Origin of the sequence: Candidatus Enterococcus ikei (assembly GCF_017316105.1) — a bacterium.
In the GTDB taxonomy this organism is placed as follows: domain Bacteria; phylum Bacillota; class Bacilli; order Lactobacillales; family Enterococcaceae; genus Enterococcus_L; species Enterococcus_L ikei.
This window is the reverse complement of sequence record NZ_JAFLWD010000015.1, coordinates 130,598-150,526: the sequence shown is the minus strand read 5'-3', so window position 1 is coordinate 150,526 and position 19,929 is coordinate 130,598. Positions and strand designations below refer to the sequence as shown.

Sequence of the window (19,929 nt, the reverse complement as noted above, 5' to 3'; positions counted from 1 at the left end):
TCAGTAGATGATTTCCTTGGATTAAAACAGATCAGTTGTCCAGAAACAGATCTTTTCTGATTTTTATTAATAAGCAATGATTATAGAAATTAGAACAAATGCATAGATGCTTAAGAATATAGATGATTAATCTAGTGATACAAATTGTCCCACAACACTTTTAATTGAGGAGGATATTATGGCTACGAAACATGATCAAATATTAAAATATATTGAAGGATTGCCGATTGGCGATCGTATTTCCGTTCGAAGCATCGCAAAAAATCTTGGTGTTAGTGAAGGAACGGCTTATCGAGCAATCAAAGATGCTGAAAATATTGGTTTAGTGTCAACGATCCAGCGTGTAGGAACGATCAGAATTGAACGGAAATTAAAAAAACATATTGAAAAACTGACATTTGGCGAAGTTGTTCGAATCATCGAAGGCGATGTTTTAGGTGGCTCATCTGGTTTGGACAAAGTCTTAAATAAGTTTGTGATTGGTGCAATGACTGAAAAGGCGATGACAAGATATATTACACCAGGCTCATTGATGATTGTTGGTAACCGTCAAGGAGTTCAAAAATTAGCGTTGGAAAATGGGGCAGCAGTTTTAATTACGGGTGGATTTGATACAGAAATCGAAATTGCTGAGCTTGCTGATGAGCTAGAAATGCCTGTATTAAGAACAACCTATGATACATTTACGGTAGCGACAATGATCAACCGAGCGTTGAGTGATCAATTGATCAAAAAAGACATTATGTTGGTCAGCGATATATATACGAGCTTAGAAAAAACCAATTATCTATATTCAACGAATACAATTGCCGATTACCAAGAACTATCAGAAAATACCCATCATTCACGTTTTCCAGTGGTCAATAAAAGTCTGCGTTTAGTTGGAATTGTTACGGCTAAAGATGTTTTAGGTAAAGCGGAAACGTTAACGATGGATAAAGTCATGACCAAAGATCCGATCGTTGTGAAAAAAATGATGAGTGTAGCCAGTGTTAGTCATCAAATGATTTGGGATGGCTTGGAAGTAATGCCAGTCGTTGAAGATGATTTATCTTTAGTTGGTTTTGTGTCTAGACAAGATGTGATGAAAGCCATGCAGCTAGTTCAGCGGCAACCACAAATTGCAGATACGATTTCTGATCAAATTTCCGGTGAAGTAATGCCCATCGAAGATGGTAATAAAGGAGAAGCACCTCAATTTAAGTTTTCTGTTGCACCGCAAATGGTCAACAGTGTGGGGACGATTTCTTTTGGAGTATTGAGTGAAATTATTGCAAATGTAACTCAGCGTACGATGATCACTAATCAAAGAAGAAATGTCTTGATCGAACAAATGAGTTTGCATTATTTGCGTTTGATTCAATTAGAAAGTGAGTTGGATATCCGTCCGAAAGTGTTAGAGATTGGGCGTCGTTCAGCAAAATTAGACATTGAAGTTTATTTGGAAAATGCGCTTGTTGCTAAAGCAATTGTTGTGTGTCAAGTAATGGAGCGCACTTAGGAGGAAATAGAGCATGGATGTTGTAAAAGAAATTTTAACGAAAATCAAAGCGTATCAAACAATCATTATTCATCGTCATCAACGACCAGATCCAGATGCGATTGGTTCCCAAGTAGGCTTAGCAGAAATTTTGAGAGCGAGCTTTCCAGATAAAAATATTTATCAAGCAGGCGGTCCTGTTGAAGGCTTGGAATTTTTAGCTGAAATGGATACAGTCTCAGATGAGACGTATCAAAATGCTTTAGTTATTGTTACTGACACAGCTAATTCTCCTAGAATCAGTGATGATCGTTATCAATTAGGCGCTGAATTAATCAAAATCGATCACCATCCTAACGATGAACCTTATGGGGAGTTAGTTTGGGTCAATACGAAAGCAAGCAGCTGTAGTGAGATTATTGCAGATTTTTATGATCTTAATCAAGATGAGCTGATCATGAATGATAATGCCGCACGTTTACTATATGCTGGAATCATTGGCGATACGGGTAGATTTTTATACCCGTCAACAACGCCGCATACTTTAGAAGTAGCAGCTAAATTGATGAGATATGAATTTAACGTAGCAGAACTAAATCGTGAATTGGAACAAATTCCTATGAGTGTAGCGAAATTAGCTGGATATGTGTATCAAAATATTAAAGTAGACGAGCATGGAGCAGCTATGGTGATTCTGCCTCAATCTTTACTTGATGAATACGGCATCGTTGATTCAGAGACGGCTGCAATTGTCTCTTTACCTGGTGTGATCGATGAAGTATTAGCATGGGGCATTTTTGTAGAGCAGCCAGAAGGTTATTACCGAGTACGCTTACGCTCAAAAGGGCCTGTAATCAATGAGTTAGCCAAAAAACATCATGGTGGTGGGCATCCGTTAGCAAGTGGGGCCAATGCTAAAGACATAGAAGAAATAAACGAAATTTATAATGAAATTCAAACACTTTGCGAAAAATTTAAAAAATAACAACTGAAAGCATTTACATTCATTTGAAAATCCGTTATACTAGGGTCAGTTAAATAGTGGATAGTGATTGTTTTAATACAAGCTAAACCTAATTATGCCAAATCTTTTTATTTGGTGTAGTTGGGTTTTTTCTTTTTTAATGAGAAAAAATTGTTCACTAGTTAGCAAAAAAAAGAAAATATGGATAATTAAAAAAGGAGAGAGAATGATGAAATTTAAAAAAATGTTTGTTGGTGTGGCGATGTTATCGATGGTTTTAGCGGGGTGTGGTAGTAATGAAACCGCAAAAGAAGAAAAGAACACTGATACAGCTAAGAAAGATAATACTGAAGTGGTGATTTATCTTGCCAGACATGGGAAAACAATGTTGAATACTGTCGATCGGTCTCAAGGTTGGATCGATGCGCCACTAACTCCTGCAGGCGTTGAAGTTGCTGAACAGTTAGGTAAAGGATTATCTGATGTTAAATTTGATAAAGTAGTTACGAGTGATAGTGGACGAGCAATCGAAACAGCTGAACTGGTATTAAAAAATAACGGACAAGAAAAATTAACGAAAGAAATGACAAAAGACAAACGTTTAAGAGAATATAATTTTGGCACCTATGAAGGCTTAATGAATGAAGAAATGTTAACAGCAGTTGCTAAAGAACAAGGCAAAACATATGAAGAATATAATGAGTGGATGAAAGAAGTCGGTTTTTATAAAGGAATCATCGATTTTGCTGATGTCTTATCTGATTTAGATAAGAAAAATGTTGAAGAAGGCGTGAACTGGCCAGCAGAAGATAGTAAAACAATCGTTGCTCGTTTAACAGCTGGGCTAGATGATCTCGTGAAAGATGCCGAAAAAGAAGGCGCAAGCAATGTCTTAGTTGTGTCTCACGGAATGAGTATTATTACGTTATTAGGTGAATTAGATGAAAATGCAGATTTGCCAGATGGCGGATTGAAAAACGCGAGTGTCTCAAAAGTAACGTACAGAGATGGTAAATATACAGTTGATAGCGTAAATGATCTTTCCTATGTAGAAAAAGGCAAAGAAAGTAAATAATCTTCCAAAAGTATCAGTCATAAAATTCCCTTATAAAATGGGTCTTTCCTTTCCTGTGGAAGTACGATAAAATGAATTGACAACAATTTGAAGGAAAGCTGTTATTTTTACTTAGTAGGAATAATAGCTATCAGATCTATTAAAAGGAGAATTTAAATGGAAAATTTACCAAGTTGCCCACAATGTAGCTCAACTTACACTTATGAGGATCGCGGCATGATGATTTGCCCTGAATGCGGACACGAATGGTCACCGACAGATGTAGCAGAAGACACAGCAGCAGTTATCAAGGATTCCAATGGGAATGTCTTAGCTGATGGCGATAATGTAACGGTTATTAAAGACTTGAAAGTCAAAGGCGCAAGCGGTGCAATCAAACAAGGAACAAAAGTCAAAGGCATTCGTTTAGTCGTTGATGCAGCTGATGGACATAATATTGATTGTAAAGTTGAAGGCTTTGGTCCAATGAAGTTAAAATCTGAGTTTGTGAAGAAGAATTAAAGCTTAGGTCTACGAAATATAAGGTATTAATTTTTAGAGGGTGTCTGAATTTTACTTCAGGCACCCTGTTTTTTATGATTCGATTAAAATAACGGAAATTTTAGTTGATACAGTAATAAAAAAAACGATAGCTAGAAGAAAAATTTTCTAGCCATCATTTTATTCTCTAATATTGTGGCTAGTTGGAATCATCTCGAAATGACTGCACTCTCTTAACACCACGCCAAAGATTCACAACAGCTAAAACACCGCCTAAAATAAGTGGGGCCCATAATAATTCTGGTGAATAATTCAAATTGTTTAGTTGCTCAGTGGAATGATTTTCCTCTAAAGTCCACAATCCTTGGAGCACTTGAAAGCTAAACGCCATCATAAAAGTAGCAATCAATAAAAGCACAAACCCAATATAATGGATCTTACTTTTTTTCCGAATAATAGCAAATGCAACGTATAAAAAAAGTAAAAAGATAGGAACGCCAAAAGCAAAGTATGGATTTAACATAAAAAAGCCTCCGTATGTAAAAATTGACTAATAAAATTAGTTAGAAGTACTATTGATTATAGCTCTATAATTCAATCATACTGCAATTTTTCCAATTTGCAAAATATATTTTTTCTTAAAGCTGTAGTTGTTAGAAATGACAAAGCTCTTGTTTTCTACTACACTAAAGAAGAAGGAGTGAACTACCATGTCAGTATATGCAGCACCAATCAAAACAGCGTTAATTGTCTTTCCTTTTTTAGCGTTTGCGATTTCATTTGTTCTTGTTATTCGTGAATACCGAAAATATGGGACCTTTTTATTCAGAAGAGCACTTATTCTTTATTCATTTGTTTTCTATTTATTATGTGCATATTTTTTAATTATTTTACCATTACCATCTCGAGCTGAGGTAGCGCAATATACTAGTCAGTATTTGGAATTGCGGCCATTTTATTTTGTCAGTCGATTTTTACAGGAAACGGTGCTAAATGTTCATGATCCGAGTACTTTTGTGCCAGCGCTTAAACAAGGTGTTGTGTTGGAACCCTTTTTCAATATTTTGTTGTTAGTACCGTTTGGTGTGTACTTACGTTATTATTATAAATTTTCATTTAAAAAAGTTGTTTTAGCAAGTTTTCTCTTGTCGCTATTTTTCGAGTTGACCCAATTGAGCGGATTGTATTTCATTTATCCGAGACCTTATCGTTTAGCCGATGTCAATGATTTGATCAATAATACCTTTGGCGGAATGGTGGGCTATGCGATAACACCGATGCTGACGTTTTTATTTCCAACAAGAGATGAATTGGATGAAGTGGCTTATGAAAAAGGACAATCCGTCAGTTTGTTCAGGCGTTTTGTGGCTTTTTTGATTGATTGGTTTGTGATTTCAATCATTCAGACAATTGTAATGTTTCTTCTAAATCTAATTCCTCAATACAAACAATGGTTTGCAGGATATCCTGCATTAGAAGGACAAGTTTGGTTTTTCATTATGGTATTCTTAGTGTTTATGTTACTGCCGAAAATTACGAATGGCGAAACGATCGGCAAGAAAGTTGTGCGTATTCAAGTAGTGGAAGAAGGGCATGAAAAAATTCGTTTTAAGGCTCTATTTATTCGGTACGGGTATTTGTATTTTGTTTATGGTCTGATTAGTTCATACATGACAAGTCCAGCCGATTTGTTGAATTCGGATAATCGGATGCTGCAGCTAGTCAGTTTTATGTTATTTATGTTTTGTTCATTTTTATTGTTGCTGTTTTTCATCAACATTTTATATGTACTAATCAGAAAAAAACGTCGGCTATTTTATGAAAAAGCGAGTCATACCTATACAATCAGTACAATAAAAAGAGAGAAAAATACAGAAAATCAATAAGGGTTTGCACTTTTTGTGGTATAATGCATGAGGACTTACACAACAAGTTTGAAAGAGGTGAGGTAAATGAGTTCATTTAAACAATTTCAATTCAACGATTTTATCATGGAAGCATTAGCGGATAAAGGGTTTGAACAACCAACAGAAGTACAAGAAAAATTGATTCCTGTCATTAAAAAAGGCAAAAGTGTTATCGGGCAATCTCAAACCGGAAGCGGAAAGACCCATACATTTTTATTACCATTGATGAATAAAGTAAATCCTCAATTGGATGAAGTACAAATTCTGATCACGGCACCTAGTCGAGAGTTAGCGAATCAAATTTATCAAGAAGCGAATCAAATTGCCAAATTCAGTCAACCTGAAATGCGTGTGACGAACTTTGTTGGCGGAACAGATAAGCAACGTCAAATTGCCAAACTAAAACATCAGCAACCACATGTAGTAATTGGAACACCAGGACGAATTTTAGATTTGATGAACGAACAAGCGCTTAAAGCACATACAGCTTTTGCATTTGTTGTCGATGAAGCGGATATGACTTTGGATATGGGCTTTTTAGAAGAAGTTGATCAGATCGCTGGACGTTTGCCTGATAAATTGCAAATGCTAGTTTTCTCTGCAACAATTCCAGAAAAATTAAAACCTTTCCTAAAAAAATATATGGAAAATCCTGTGATTGAGCATATCAAACCGAAAAATATTATTTCCGAAACTATCGATAATTGGTTGATTTCTACTAAAGGAAAAGATAAAAACCGTTTGATTTATCAGCTGTTGACAATTGGTCATCCATATCTAGTGATCGTATTTGCAAATACGAAACAACGGGTAGATGAAATCACTGATTATTTAAAAGATCAAGGCTTGAAAGTCGCAAAAATTCATGGGGATATTTCTCCAAGAGAACGTAAACGTGTGATGCGCCAAGTTCAAGATCTTGAATTTCAATATGTAGTAGCAACTGATTTAGCTGCACGAGGAATTGATATCGAAGGTGTTTCTCATGTCATCAATGCGGAAGTACCAAGTGATTTAGACTTCTTTATTCACCGTGTTGGTAGAACTGGAAGAAATGGCTTAGATGGAACAGCGATCACTCTTTATTCACCAGCAGATGAAGAAGCGATTTCTGAAGTGGAACAGTTAGGCATCGAGTTTCATCCCAAGGAAATCAAAAACGGTGAAATGATTGATACGTATGATCGCAATCGCCGAACAAAACGTGAAAAATCAAAAGATGCTTTAGAAGATCCGACTTTAATTGGTTTGGTGAAAAAGAAAAAGAAAAAAATCAAACCAGGCTACAAAAAGAAAATCGAATGGGCTATTTCAGCTAGCAACAAACAAAAACGTAAAGTTGAACGTCGTCAGCAAACGCGGACAGCGAAAAAATCTAAAAAAAATAGCTATAAATAGAAGTAAGAGATGGGACAGAGTAAATTACTTGTGGGCCTAGCTTTTGTCCAAATTTCACGTGAGCGAGAGATGACTCAAAGAGTTATGTCTCGCTCACGTATTTTTTTGCTCATTTTCACACACGGAATACCATCTTCTAAAAATTCTTCAGAAGTCACACGGTAACCTAATCCTTCGTAAAAAGACAAAGCTGTTTTTTCAGCAGATAGAATACTAAACTCATAGCCTTCTGCTAGCGCTTTTTCTTCTAATAATAAAAGTAATTGCTTCCCGATTCCTTTTTGGCGATACTCCTTTTTTACACAAAGTCGATCTGGTTGGATAGAAGTAGCATCAATGCTCTGATAACGAATCGTTCCAAGAGCAAGGCGTTGATCATAGGCGACAAAATAGTTTCGTTGATCAGTGTCTAATTCATCGAACTCCTCTTGTAGCGAAATTTCTTGTTCTAATACAAAAACCTCGTAACGTAAAGCGAAAGCAGCAGCACGGTGCCAAGGTTCATTTCCAAAATGGATATGCATGTTTGTCCTCCAGATAATTTTCTTAATGAAAGAATCATTCAATGGTATACTTAATCATAACAGATATTTTTGAAACACACGAGGAGGGATATTGTGGACCTATTTGAACAAGTTGAATGGGCAAATTGGAAAAATTTGAAAGATCCTGAAAAAGAAGTACTTTTACATCAACTATTAATGTATTTTGTTCCGCCAACTGTGGAAGTTAATACGATCGAATTAGTAAATTTTGAATTGTACGGAATTAAATGTCGCACATTTGAATTAGAACTAGATGGTGAGCTATTTGTTTTTGTTCCTGGAAACAGTGAAGCGATCCTTGGTTGGGATTTGGGAGCAGAAGGTTTACGGTCTCATGAATTATTAGGGTTCGATGCGGAGTGTTTAGAAAAAAATACCTTTAAAACAACGTTAACCAATGAAGCAATACAGCCTAATTCTGAGTGGATTGAAGAAGAGGATGTGAAATATGATTTCACATCGCTAGAAGGCATTTCAGATTATATAAACGATCACACAACGAATTTAAGAAAAGTAGCGATTCCTGCGATGTTTGTTCAAAAATATGCACTGCCAGCTGGCACAGAATTTTTAGGCATTCTTGATACGGTGACTGGCACATTTGAAGGTGAAGTTGAACAGTTTGTTCCTTATGAAACGCTCATTTGCGAGCAGCTTTTTCCAGAGTTGACAGCGGAAGAAAGTTTTAACTGGTCATTTCCTAAAAACCTGTTAATGAAAAATAAAGTTTATTTAGAATTTTTACCTGAATCTGATTATTATTTCGTCTATAGCCATCTTGATTTTACCCATGAAGAATTGAAACGAGCAATCAAGCGACAAGGATTTGATTTATTGTCAGAAGATCAGTGGGAGTATGCGGTTGGTGGTGGCACTCGACGATTATTCCGCTGGGGCAATGAGTTATTACTTCAAGAAAATGAGTCTGGCAGGCAAATCAAAAATAAAATGGATGGCGCCAATATGTTCGGTTTAATGATTGATACAGAACAAAATCGTTTTGAGCTGACGGATGATCGTTCAAGTGTTAAATTAATGAAGCAGTTGGTGGAAAAAAAGTATTTGATTGAGAAGATGTTACCTTTATCAACTTATTTTCATCCATCACATACGGTTTCTATCGATCAAAAATTGCAGCCAAACGAATATCTGTACCGAAAAGTGATTAAAGTTGAGCGATGAAGTCTTTTAACAAATAGAATAACTTTTAAAAAAAGAAGATGGATATGGAAAGCTGGAAATTTTTGCTTGGATTCATTGACTAAAAAAGTAGAGAATCATTCTATGATGACTCTCCACTTTTTTTTAGTATGTTTTTATTGTAATGAATTTTTTAGGTTATTTGTTGTTTCAGCAAGGCCATCACGATAGCTGATCAGAAATTCAACTAATGAATCTTTCCCAACCAGTATCTTGTTTCCATAGTCGCCATATTGTTTTTTCTGAGTTTCAAAAGACAGTTCGTATTGTTGCTTTTGCGCTTCAAAAGCGGCTTGGTCGTATAATACTGTATCTTTGATTGCACTTTCGTAATCAGCCAAGTAATTATTGATTATTGACTGATACATAGTTAAGTAATCTTCGTAGGTTTTGATTGATTTTATTGTTTCATCTGATACATCAGTAGGCTGAAACGCTGTAGATTCAATTTTTTCTGAGGCTTTTGTTTCTTCTTTAGAACTTGAAAAAGTTATTTCTGTAGAGCTTTCGCTTGATGTTGATTCATCCTGATCATCTTCTTTTGATGAGCTACTAATTTCTGTTGATACGTTTGGTTCACTAGATTTACTAGTGTCTGCCGTTTTTGAAGAATTACATCCTGCTAATAACAAGAGACCAACCCCAACTGTTAATAAACCCTTTTTTTTCATTAAAAATCTCCTTTTACTTAAATAATATTTGTAACTAATTGAGTATACCATGTGACGTGTAAGTTTTCTATAACATAATTAAGATAATTTAAAAAAATAAAAAGACATTGATTAATTTTTTTTGTTCATTGAGAGTGAAAATATAAGCCATGATTGTGACTTTGAAAAAGGAACGTTGTCTGATTATATTGGAGATCCATATTGTCAAATCAATCATGAAAGAACTAATGATTAGCAAGAAATGGAACCCATTGACTTTTTTTGGAAATTTCATTATAATTTGTAAGGAGATTAAAGGATATGATTCGTTTTTTAGTGTTTACAGAAAGTTCTTCAGTGCTGAAAGAAGAATAACGCAAAAACGTAATTGCTCCCTTTAACTAAATTTTGGTAGAAATACCAACGTCACTCAGCGTTAGCGAGTTTAAGAGGTAATGAATGTATGTCAAGCGACTTCATTGCAAACAAGGTGGTACCGCGATTTGTCGTCCTTGTGTTGCAGTGAATGCCGCTTTTTTGTTGCACAAAATCCAATACCAATCACTTATTTTAGAAAGTAGGAATCGAACAATGAAACAATTATCAAGTAGTCAAGTTCGTCAAATGTATTTAGACTTCTTCAAATCAAAAGGACACTCAGTAGAACCAAGTGCATCATTAGTTCCAGTAAACGATCCAACTTTGTTATGGATCAACTCAGGTGTGGCGACATTAAAGAAATACTTTGACGGATCTGTCGTTCCCGAAAATCCAAGAATTACTAATGCTCAAAAATCGATTCGTACGAATGATATCGAAAATGTCGGGAAAACAGCACGTCACCATACTATGTTTGAAATGTTAGGAAACTTTTCGATCGGTGATTACTTTAAAAAAGAAGCAATTCACTGGGCGTGGGAATTTTTAACCTCTCCTGAATGGATGGCTTTTGATCCTGAAAAATTATATGTCACAGTTTATCCAAAAGATACTGAAGCAAAACGTATTTGGCATGAAGAAGTTGGGTTATCGATGGATCATATCATTGATATCGAAGATAACTTCTGGGATATCGGTGCGGGTCCTTGTGGTCCAGATTCAGAAATTTTCTATGATCGTGGTGAGTCTTTCAACGATGTCGCAGAAGATGATCCAGAAAACTATCCTGGTGGCGAAAATGAACGCTATTTAGAAATTTGGAACTTAGTATTTTCCGAGTTTAACCACCAAGCAGATGATACTTATGAGCCACTACCTCATAAAAACATTGATACGGGCATGGGCTTAGAGCGTATGGTTTCTATCGTTCAAAATGCACCAACTAACTTTGAAACAGATTTATTCATGCCGATTATTCATGCAGTAGAAAAATTAAGCGGACAAGTAACATATGGTCAATCACCGCAAACAGATATTTCGTTTAAAGTGATTGCGGACCATATTCGTGCCTTATCTTTTGCAATTGGAGATGGCGCGTTACCTTCAAATGAAGGTCGTGGCTATGTGTTACGTCGTTTATTACGTCGTGCGGTTATGCATGGGAAAAAATTAGGAATCAATGAAGCTTTCTTATACAAATTAGTTCCAGTTGTTGGTGACGTAATGGTTAGTTATTATCCAGAAGTTCTGCAACAAAAAGAATTTATCGAAAAAGTAGTTCGTACAGAAGAAGAACGTTTCCATGAAACAATCAATGAAGGTTTAGATATTTTAAATGAATTGATCACAAAAGTAAAAGCAGCCAATGAAGATACCTTGAACGGAAAAGAAATCTTTAAATTATATGATACGTATGGTTTTCCTGTTGAATTAACAGAAGAAGTTGCCGAAGATTCTGGCTTAAAAGTTGATCATGCAGGTTTTGAAAAAGAAATGGAAGCCCAAAGAGAACGTGCTCGTTCTGCTCGTAGTAAAGCAACATCAATGGGCGTTCAATCAGCTGTTTTGACTGACATTAAAGTTGAAAGTAAATTTGTCGGCTATACGAACTTAGAAGCTACAAGCAAACTTTTGATTATTTTAAAAGACGAAGAAATTCTTAGTGAACTTTCAGAAGGTACAGCACAATTGATCTTCTCTGAAACACCTTTCTACGCTGAAATGGGTGGACAAGTAGCTGATCACGGAACTATCAAAGATCAAAATGGAACAATTGTTGCTCATGTAGAAAATGTCTTAAAAGCTCCAAATGGTCAATTTTTACACACAGTTCAAGTTACTGGAAAATTAGTTGAAGGTGCAACTTACGAATTACATGTAGACGAAAAAATGCGTAATCGTATCTTGAAAAACCATACAGCAACTCATTTACTACACCGCGCATTGAAAGACATTTTAGGCGACCATGCCAATCAAGCGGGTTCATTAGTCGCTCCAGGACACTTACGTTTTGACTTTACTCATTTTGGTCAAGTTACAGCAGAAGAATTAGTTCAAATGGAAGCGATCGTTAATGAAAAAATCTGGGAAGCAATTCCAGTTGAAACAGTTGAAACAGATATCGATACAGCGAAAAACATGGGAGCAATGGCTTTATTTGGAGAAAAATACGGTAAAGAAGTCCGTGTTGTCAATATCGGTGGCTATTCAATCGAACTTTGTGGTGGAACACACGTAACAAATACAGAAGATATCGGTATTTTCAAAATTGTTTCTGAATCAGGAATCGGTGCAGGCGTTCGTCGGATTGAAGCTGTAACGAGCAAAGAAGCGTACGAGTTAATGAACGAAGAAGAAAAACAATTAAAAGCAATTGCAGGAATTGTTAAATCACCTCAATTGAAAGAAGTTGTGTCAAAAACAGAACAGTTACAACAACAATTACGTGATTTACAAAAAGAAAACGAACAACTTGCAGGCAAATTAGCCAATCAACAAGCAGGTGATATTTTCAAAGATATCAAAGAAATCAATGGAACAACTTATATCGCTGCACAAGTGAACGTAAAAGATATGAATCAATTACGTCAATTAGCAGACCAATGGAAACAAAAAGAGTTGTCAGATGTTTTAGTTTTAGCAACAGCTCAAGAGGATAAGGTCAGCTTATTAGCAGCTATGACTAAAACCGCAAATGAAAAAGGATTAAAAGCTGGCGACTTAATCAAAACAATAGCACCAAAAGTCGGCGGTGGCGGTGGTGGCCGTCCAGATATGGCACAAGCTGGCGGTAAAAATCCGACTGGAATCAGTGATGCTTTAACTGAAGTAGCAAATTGGTTAGCAAAATAAATAAGAGTACCAAAAATAAAAGGGAGAACAAAGCTGAGATGGCTTTGTTCTCCCTTTTATTAATTTTAGGCACTTTGTCCGCCATCGATCACAATAGATGCCCCATTGATAAAGGAGGCGTATGGACTACACAAAAAAAGAATCGGTTGAGCAATTTCTTGACTTTCACCAGCTCGTTTTAATGGGATCATGGTATCTATAATTTGATCCATTGGTCCATCTTCTGGCATCATTTCAGTGTGGATCAAACCAGGTAATACACTATTTACGCGAATGCCACGTCCCCCAAATTCTTTAGACATTGAACGAGTCAATTGTAAAATGGCTCCTTTGGACGCACAATAAGTTGCAATTCCAGGCCCACCGTTTAATCCACCGACTGAGGCAATATTTATGATATTGCCTTCTTTTCGATCCAACATGTAATGTAAAACCAGTTTAGACAAATAGATGTAGCTTCTAACATTGACATTGAAAACTTCTTCATATTCTTTTTCCATATTGATATTTTCAAAAGCAAAAGACTTATACACGCCTGCATTATTGACGAGGACATCTATTTGCCCATAGTCCCTGATGACATTTGCAACTAAATTTTCCATACTAGAATCATCACTTACGTCAGTTTGAATAAATGAAGCCTTGCCACCACTTTCCACGATTTGAGCGACGATAGCTTCACCTTTGTCAATTCTTCGCCCACAAACGATAACCTGTGCTCCTGCTTGAGCAAAAGCTTCTGCTGTTGCCGCACCTATACCTGAGGTTGATCCAGTTACAATGACTACTTTTCCTTCAAATGAAATATTCACGTTGAAATGCTCCTTTAAAATAATATTTTTCTTTTTGAATTAAATATATCATCAGATTGGTTAAAAGTAAAATTTTAAGCGAGATAGATGAACGAATAACAGCGCAAATCTAGATTGAATAGCAATAAATTTGAAAGTATATTTCTTTCTTTTTTTTCATTTTGTTGTTAGATTTAAGATAAGCTTACTCAGCCTAGTCTAATCATAATCAGTTAGAAGTATGAATAACTGTCACAATGGCTGAATAAAATACTACATAAGTTTGCTTATCGGTGAACATTTCTACCTGTAGATTCTTAAAATCAGTTATAGTTTCAGAAATTTTATTGCGTTTTCTTTTGAAAAATTCAGAAAGAAAAGAATATTTTCTGTAACTTTTTTGGCTACCTTGAAAAAAATTCTTGTTATTTTAATTGTGATAAGTAAAAAAGAAGGCTAAATACGTTAATAAAAGAGAGTGAGGCTAAGCAAATGCCTAATGAAAAAAGCTCGATAGAACGTTTTGAAACAGGTGAAAATTTCTATAGTCAACAGTACTTTGGTTCTCATCAAGCGCTTCATGAGAAGCAAGAAGGGTTCTTTTTTCGAGTATGGGCACCGAATGCGCAGGCAATATGGTTAGTGGGTGACTTTAACCATTGGGACCAGTCTTTACCTATGAAAAAAGCGGAAGAATTTGGTGTCTGGGAAATTTTTACGGCTAGTCCAAAAGAAGGCGATTTTTATAAATACTTAGTGAAACAAGTAGATGGCAGAGAAGTTTACAAGACCGATCCTTTTGCAGTTGTTTTTGAAAAACGTCCTGACAATGCAGCGGTGATCCACACAATTCCTCAAAAAAACTGGCATGACGGACTTTGGCAAAACCGTAGTAAACAGACCGATCATTTTAAACGACCATTAAACATTTATGAAGTCCATGCAAGTTCCTGGCAAACTGAAGAGGACGGGACACCGTATACGTTTAAAAAATTAAAGGAGACATTGATTCCCTATGTCAAAGAAATGGGCTTTTCTCATATTGAATTTATGCCTTTGATGGAACATCCGTTAGGAACATCTTGGGGATATCAGTTGATTGGATATTTTGCTCTGAGCTCTTATTATGGACGACCAGAGGAGTTTCAGGATTTTGTAGAAGAGTGTCATTTAAATGATATTGGTGTGTTGATTGATTGGGTACCAGGACATTTTTGCATTAATGATGATGCGTTGGCTCATTATGATGGAACACCTCAGTTTGAGTATAACGATCCAATTAGAGCGAAAAATGTTCGTTGGGGGTCGCTTAATTTTGACTTAAGTAAACCTCAAGTACAGAGCTTTTTGATTTCCAGTGCGTTGTATTGGATCGAAATGTTTCATATTGACGGCATACGTGTGGATGCCGTTTCTAATATGCTTTATCTTGATTATGATGAGGGGCCTGTAGTTGTTGATCAAGAAGGCGGTAACCGTAATTGGGATGGGTTTTACTTTTTGCAGAAGCTAAATGCTGTTGTTAAATTGAATCATCCCAATGTGATCATGATTGCAGAAGAGAGTTCCTCGGAGACTAAAATAACTGGAACTGTCGAAAGCGGGGCTTTAGGATTTGATTATAAATGGAATTTAGGCTGGATGAACGATACGTTGCGTTTTTATGAAATGGATGCTGCGTTTCGGAAATATAATTTCCGTCTGCTGACCTTTTCTTTTATGTATATGATGAATGAAAATTACATTTTATCATTATCCCACGATGAGGTAGTCCACGGGAAAAGAAGTCTGATGCATAAAATGTGGGGTGATCGCTATAAACAATTCGCACAACTTCGTAATCTTTACGTCTATTTGATGACTCACCCTGGAAAGAAGCTGTTATTTATGGGCAGTGAATGGGGGCAGTTTTTAGAGTGGAAGTCTGATAAACGTTTGGAATGGATCGACCTTGATGATGAGATGAACCAAAGCATGCAGCATTTTACAAAGACACTTAATACGTTTTATAAAAATGAAAAAGCTTTGTGGATTTCGGATCATTGCCCAGAAACGATTGAGATTATTGACGCAGATAATAACGAAGAAACTGTCTTGAGTTTTATCCGCAAAGGAGTAACAAAAAAAGATTTTTTAATTGTCATCTTAAACTATTCTCCACTAGAAAGGCAGAACTTCGTGGTTGGAGTACCTTTTTCTGGAACGTATGAAGAAGTCCTAAATACGGAGATGAAAGAATATGGCGGTACTTGGACCGCTCACAACCAAACAAGTGAAACAATTAAGGAGCCTTTTAAACAATTTGATTATCAGATCAAAACGATTGTTCCTTCTTTGGGGGCAATTATTTTGAAACCAAAACAAATCAGTACGTAAAGCGATAAAGCAATAAACCAATTTCCAAACGAAGTCTAAAAATATGATTTTAAAAGAATGGATGTTTTTGAAAGGAGGCAGGGTGAAATTTCACCCGTTGCAGATGAGAACAGAAATGCTAGCAATGATTTTAGCCGGAGGACAAGGTACTCGATTAGGAAAATTAACAAAAAATATCGCAAAACCTGCTGTACCTTTTGGAGGCAGATATCGAATTATTGATTTTACGTTAAGCAATTGTATCAACTCGGGAATTAAAAATGTTGGGATCGTTACTCAATATCAACCGCTTGCGTTGAACAACCATATTGGAAATGGCGCAAGTTGGGGGTTAGATGGTATTGATTCTGGCGTAACCATTTTACAACCTTATTCCAGTTCTGATGGTGAAAAATGGTTTGAAGGAACCGCACATGCCATTTATCAAAATATTTCCTATATCGATCAAATGGACCCTCAATATGTATTGATTTTATCTGGAGATCACATTTATAAAATGAATTACGAAGCAATGTTAGAAGAACATATTACCAATAATGCTTCATTGAGTGTGGCAGTTATCGAAGTACCGATTAAAGAAGCTTCACGATTTGGTATCATGAATACGGATGAAAATGATCGAATCATTGAGTTTGATGAAAAACCAGCTGAACCTAAAAGTAATTTAGCATCTATGGGGATTTACATTTTTAACTGGGGTCGCTTACGCAATGTTTTATTAAATAGTTATTCTAAAGACGGTCAAATGCTTGATTTTGGGAAACATGTGATTCCTTCTTATTTAGAGGCTGGAGAAAATGTGTATGCTTACCGTTTTGACGGATATTGGAAAGATGTTGGAACAATTGATTCTTTGTGGGAAGCTAATATGGAATTTATCCGCTTGGAAAATGAGTTGAACATGCGAGATAAAAGCTGGCGGATGTTTTCAAAAAATACAATTTCACCGCCTCATTTTATTACGGATACAGCTTCCGTCAGTAATTCATTGATCGTTGACGGTTGCTATGTAGCGGGGACAGTCAAAGATAGTATTCTTTCAACAGATGTTCAATTAAAAAGTGGCTCAACAATTGAAAGTAGCGTAATCATGCCTGGTGCAACGATTGGCAAAAACGTACGTATTAAAAATGCAATCATTGGCGAAAATGCGATCATCGGTGATAACGCAGTGGTTTATAACGAAAATGACATTGAAGTGATCGGTTATTCTGAAGTAATAGGGGTGCAAAGTGATGAAGACTAAAAAAATGTGTGCCATTTTAGGAAATGAATCAAGGTTCCAAAAATTATTACCATTAACTGAAAATCGACCTTTAGATACGTTGCCTTTTGATTGTAAATATCGATTGATCGACTTTCCACTTTCTAGTATCGCAAATGCAAATATTAATTCGATTTTCATGGTATTCAACGAAGGTGAAACTCGTTCAGTCTTTGATCATATCGGTGGGGGAAAAGAATGGAATTTAGATTCATTGCAAAATCGATATTTCGTTTACTTTTATCAGGAATTCTTAAAAGAAAAAGCACAAGGACTTCCCTATTTTGATTCAGTGATCGATTATCTTGAGAAATCAGAATCAGAGTTTACTGTTTTTATGGGCAGCAATATGTTATGCAATATTGATTTACGTGCAGTGTTAAGAAGTCATCTAAACCAAAAAAATCAAATGACAGTTGTATACAAACGAATGGAACGTGAAAAAATATCATTAGATGAAGGTATTATTCAAGTCAATGAAGACGGCAATGCTACGGGAATTCATGGGTTTAAAGGTGCAGCAGAAAAAGCTGAACGCTTAAACCTGTGTATGAATATTTATATTATTCAAACCGAATGGTTGATCGATCAATTGAAAAACGGTCAAAAAAATGATAGCTCACCAAGTATGCACACATTTCTTCAAAATAAAATAGCGGAAGAACCAACGACGGCTTATGAATACACAGGATATTTAAGTAATATTCACGATGTTACTTCTTATTATCGTGCGAATATGGATATGCTGGATTCTAATAAATTCAATTCATTAATGTATTCAAAACAAAAAATTTATACCAAACTTAAAAATGAAGTACCCACTTATTATTCCGAATCTTCACATGTAAAAAATAGTCAATGCGCAACAGGCTGTATTATCGAAGGAAGTTTGGAAAATAGCTTGATCTCTAGACGAACAACAGTAAAAAATGGCGCAAAAATCAAACATTCGATCGTGATGGCTAATGCGAAAATTGCTGAAGATGCAATAATCAAATACGCCATACTAGATAAAAATGTAACGGTTGAAGCAGGAGTCAAAATCTCCGGCACTGTTGAAAAACCAATTGTGATCAAAAAGAACCAAGTTGTTTCCACTGATATTTATGGAGGAGAGTCATGAGAGTATTATTTGCATCAGCAGAATGTGCGCCTTTTTTTAAAACAGGAGGTTTGGGTGATGTAGCTGGTGCTTTGCCTAAAGAGTTAGCCAAAAAAGGTGTGGAGATTTCAGTTGTTTTACCCTATTTTACGAAAATGCCTGATCTATATAAAAATCAATGTGAAGACGTCATTGATTTTTATGTAGATGTTGGTTGGCGGCATCAATACTGCGGGATTAAACGACTACAATTAAATGGTGTTACCTATTATTTCATTGATAATTTGTATTATTTTGACCGTGAAAATCTTTACGGTTACTACGATGATGGGGAACGTTTTGCCTTCTTTTCTTTAGCTATCATTGAAATGTTGGAAAAAATTAATTTTATTCCTGATGTGATTCATGTCAATGATTTTCATACAGCGATGATTCCTTTTTTGTTAAAGGAAAAATACCAAGAAATCGACACTTATCACACAATCAAATCGATTTTAACGATTCACAATATTGAGTTTCAAGGTGCTTACAGTAAAGATTTGCTGCCTGATTTGTTTGGAATGGGGATCGATCGATTTTATGACGGGGCTGCTCGTTTTGGGGATGGTATCAATTATTTAAAAGCCGGTATTATGTATGCAGATCGAGTGAATACTGTCAGTCCTACTTATGCAGAGGAAATCAAAACGCCTGAATTTGGCTTTGGTTTAGATGGGATTTTACGTTTAGAACAAGGAAAATTAAGTGGGATTTTGAATGGAATCGATTATGAAATGAATGACCCAGAAACAGATAAGTTGATTCCATTCAATTATTCATTAGAAGATCGGTCAGGCAAAGAGCAAAACAAGCAAGCGTTACAGAAAAAAATGAATTTGCCTCTGCGAAAGGATGTACCGCTAATCGGAATTGTCAGTCGTTTAACCTTCCAAAAAGGATTTCATTTAATCTTGGATGAATTAGTGAATGTGCTGGAAAAAGATGTACAAGTCGTTTTATTAGGAACAGGAGATACAGGAATCGAAAATTCTTTCCGTTATTTTTCCAGTCGTTATCCAGACAAGCTTAGTGCGAACATTACCTTCGATGTTTCTTTGGCACAGTTGATTTATGCAGGCTCAGATTTATTCTTGATGCCCTCAGCCACAGAACCTTGTGGCTTATCTCAAATGATTGCGATGCGTTATGGAACCTTACCAATCGTTCATGAAGTAGGCGGATTAAAAGATACGGTAATTCCATTTGATCCGATTACCAAAAGTGGAACAGGCTTTGGTTTTTCTGAATTTAGTTCTTATTATTTGATGTACAGTATACTTGTTGCGACGGATCTGTATCGGGACGATCAACAAACTTGGCAGCAGCTGATCCAAATGGCTATGAAAAAAGATTTCAGCTGGAAAAAATCGGCCCAAGTATATTTGGATCTCTATCAAGAGATGGATCAATCATCATAAATTGTAGGT

16 protein-coding genes are annotated in these 19,929 nt (G+C 35.9%); 12 read left to right on the top strand and 4 right to left on the bottom strand.

The window, feature by feature from the left end:
• Positions 1 to 178: 178 nt before the first annotated feature.
• From JZO69_RS07510 to JZO69_RS07495, 4 genes are all read left to right on the top strand, one after another.
• On the top strand, positions 179 to 1,501 hold the full coding sequence (locus tag JZO69_RS07510; RefSeq protein ID WP_207112270.1) for a DRTGG domain-containing protein: 1,323 nt from the start codon (positions 179 to 181) through the stop codon (positions 1,499 to 1,501).
• Between the two features lie 13 nt (positions 1,502 to 1,514).
• The gene (locus JZO69_RS07505) at positions 1,515 to 2,465 is read left to right on the top strand and encodes a DHH family phosphoesterase (protein WP_207112269.1); all 951 of its coding nucleotides are present in this window, start codon (positions 1,515 to 1,517) and stop codon (positions 2,463 to 2,465) included.
• Positions 2,466 to 2,673: 208 nt separating this feature from the next.
• On the top strand, positions 2,674 to 3,519 hold the full coding sequence (locus tag JZO69_RS07500; protein ID WP_207112268.1) for a histidine phosphatase family protein: 846 nt from the start codon (positions 2,674 to 2,676) through the stop codon (positions 3,517 to 3,519).
• Between the two features lie 156 nt (positions 3,520 to 3,675).
• Complete coding sequence (locus tag JZO69_RS07495) at positions 3,676 to 4,020, top strand: zinc ribbon domain-containing protein YjdM (protein ID WP_207112267.1); 345 nt, start codon at positions 3,676 to 3,678, stop codon at positions 4,018 to 4,020.
• 178 nt (positions 4,021 to 4,198) lie between these two features.
• Here JZO69_RS07495 and JZO69_RS07490 read toward each other — a convergent pair whose 3' ends face one another.
• A complete protein-coding gene (locus tag JZO69_RS07490; RefSeq protein ID WP_207112266.1) occupies positions 4,199 to 4,522 on the bottom strand; it encodes a hypothetical protein in 324 nt (107 codons plus the stop codon).
• A 187-nt stretch (positions 4,523 to 4,709) separates the two neighbouring features.
• Here JZO69_RS07490 and JZO69_RS07485 point away from each other — a divergent pair, with 187 nt between their 5' ends.
• On the top strand, positions 4,710 to 5,885 hold the full coding sequence (locus JZO69_RS07485; protein ID WP_207112265.1) for a VanZ family protein: 1,176 nt from the start codon (positions 4,710 to 4,712) through the stop codon (positions 5,883 to 5,885).
• Positions 5,886 to 5,951: 66 nt separating this feature from the next.
• Positions 5,952 to 7,304, top strand: a complete 1,353-nt coding sequence (locus JZO69_RS07480; protein ID WP_207112264.1) for a DEAD/DEAH box helicase — start codon at positions 5,952 to 5,954, stop codon at positions 7,302 to 7,304.
• Positions 7,305 to 7,378: 74 nt separating this feature from the next.
• Here JZO69_RS07480 and JZO69_RS07475 read toward each other — a convergent pair whose 3' ends face one another.
• Positions 7,379 to 7,828, bottom strand: a complete 450-nt coding sequence (locus JZO69_RS07475; RefSeq protein ID WP_207112263.1) for a GNAT family N-acetyltransferase — start codon at positions 7,826 to 7,828, stop codon at positions 7,379 to 7,381.
• Positions 7,829 to 7,921: 93 nt separating this feature from the next.
• Here JZO69_RS07475 and JZO69_RS07470 point away from each other — a divergent pair, with 93 nt between their 5' ends.
• Entirely contained in the window at positions 7,922 to 9,031 is a 1,110-nt protein-coding gene (locus JZO69_RS07470; protein WP_207112262.1) for a DUF7278 family profilin-like fold-containing protein, read from the top strand.
• Between the two features lie 134 nt (positions 9,032 to 9,165).
• On the opposite strand, the gene JZO69_RS07465 is transcribed toward JZO69_RS07470, so the two are convergent.
• Positions 9,166 to 9,720: a hypothetical protein gene (locus JZO69_RS07465; RefSeq protein WP_207112261.1), complete on the bottom strand. Its 555-nt coding sequence runs from the start codon at positions 9,718 to 9,720 to the stop codon at positions 9,166 to 9,168.
• A gap of 570 nt (positions 9,721 to 10,290) precedes the next feature.
• On the opposite strand from JZO69_RS07465, the gene alaS reads away from it, so the two are divergent.
• On the top strand, positions 10,291 to 12,930 hold the full coding sequence (gene alaS, locus JZO69_RS07460) for an alanine--tRNA ligase (protein WP_207112290.1): 2,640 nt from the start codon (positions 10,291 to 10,293) through the stop codon (positions 12,928 to 12,930).
• Positions 12,931 to 12,995: 65 nt separating this feature from the next.
• Here the strand turns inward: alaS and JZO69_RS07455 are convergent, their stop codons facing one another.
• On the bottom strand, positions 12,996 to 13,742 hold the full coding sequence (locus JZO69_RS07455; protein WP_207112260.1) for a glucose 1-dehydrogenase: 747 nt from the start codon (positions 13,740 to 13,742) through the stop codon (positions 12,996 to 12,998).
• 471 nt (positions 13,743 to 14,213) lie between these two features.
• Between JZO69_RS07455 and glgB the strand changes: the two genes are divergently transcribed.
• The 4 genes from glgB (at position 14,214) to glgA (ending at position 19,920) form a co-directional block, all read left to right on the top strand.
• On the top strand, positions 14,214 to 16,097 hold the full coding sequence (gene glgB / locus JZO69_RS07450) for a 1,4-alpha-glucan branching protein GlgB (protein WP_207112259.1): 1,884 nt from the start codon (positions 14,214 to 14,216) through the stop codon (positions 16,095 to 16,097).
• 103 nt (positions 16,098 to 16,200) lie between these two features.
• A complete protein-coding gene (locus JZO69_RS07445; protein ID WP_207112289.1) occupies positions 16,201 to 17,343 on the top strand; it encodes a glucose-1-phosphate adenylyltransferase in 1,143 nt (380 codons plus the stop codon).
• On the top strand, positions 17,333 to 18,484 hold the full coding sequence (gene glgD / locus JZO69_RS07440; RefSeq protein WP_207112258.1) for a glucose-1-phosphate adenylyltransferase subunit GlgD: 1,152 nt from the start codon (positions 17,333 to 17,335) through the stop codon (positions 18,482 to 18,484). The genes JZO69_RS07445 and glgD overlap by 11 nt, the downstream gene beginning before the upstream one ends.
• A complete protein-coding gene (glgA, locus tag JZO69_RS07435) occupies positions 18,481 to 19,920 on the top strand; it encodes a glycogen synthase GlgA (protein WP_207112257.1) in 1,440 nt (479 codons plus the stop codon). The genes glgD and glgA overlap by 4 nt, the downstream gene beginning before the upstream one ends.
• Positions 19,921 to 19,929: the final 9 nt, after the last annotated feature.

Coding starts and splice junctions, on each gene's coding strand:
- JZO69_RS07510 (WP_207112270.1), top strand. CDS start 179: ATGGCTACGAAACATGATCAAATATTAAAATATATTGAAGGATTGCCG.
- JZO69_RS07505 (WP_207112269.1), top strand. CDS start 1,515: ATGGATGTTGTAAAAGAAATTTTAACGAAAATCAAAGCGTATCAAACA.
- JZO69_RS07500 (WP_207112268.1), top strand. CDS start 2,674: ATGAAATTTAAAAAAATGTTTGTTGGTGTGGCGATGTTATCGATGGTT.
- JZO69_RS07495 (WP_207112267.1), top strand. CDS start 3,676: ATGGAAAATTTACCAAGTTGCCCACAATGTAGCTCAACTTACACTTAT.
- JZO69_RS07490 (WP_207112266.1), bottom strand. CDS start 4,522: ATGTTAAATCCATACTTTGCTTTTGGCGTTCCTATCTTTTTACTTTTT.
- JZO69_RS07485 (WP_207112265.1), top strand. CDS start 4,710: ATGTCAGTATATGCAGCACCAATCAAAACAGCGTTAATTGTCTTTCCT.
- JZO69_RS07480 (WP_207112264.1), top strand. CDS start 5,952: ATGAGTTCATTTAAACAATTTCAATTCAACGATTTTATCATGGAAGCA.
- JZO69_RS07475 (WP_207112263.1), bottom strand. CDS start 7,828: ATGCATATCCATTTTGGAAATGAACCTTGGCACCGTGCTGCTGCTTTC.
- JZO69_RS07465 (WP_207112261.1), bottom strand. CDS start 9,720: ATGAAAAAAAAGGGTTTATTAACAGTTGGGGTTGGTCTCTTGTTATTA.
- alaS (WP_207112290.1), top strand. CDS start 10,291: ATGAAACAATTATCAAGTAGTCAAGTTCGTCAAATGTATTTAGACTTC.
- glgB (WP_207112259.1), top strand. CDS start 14,214: ATGCCTAATGAAAAAAGCTCGATAGAACGTTTTGAAACAGGTGAAAAT.
- JZO69_RS07445 (WP_207112289.1), top strand. CDS start 16,201: ATGAGAACAGAAATGCTAGCAATGATTTTAGCCGGAGGACAAGGTACT.
- glgD (WP_207112258.1), top strand. CDS start 17,333: ATGAAGACTAAAAAAATGTGTGCCATTTTAGGAAATGAATCAAGGTTC.
- glgA (WP_207112257.1), top strand. CDS start 18,481: ATGAGAGTATTATTTGCATCAGCAGAATGTGCGCCTTTTTTTAAAACA.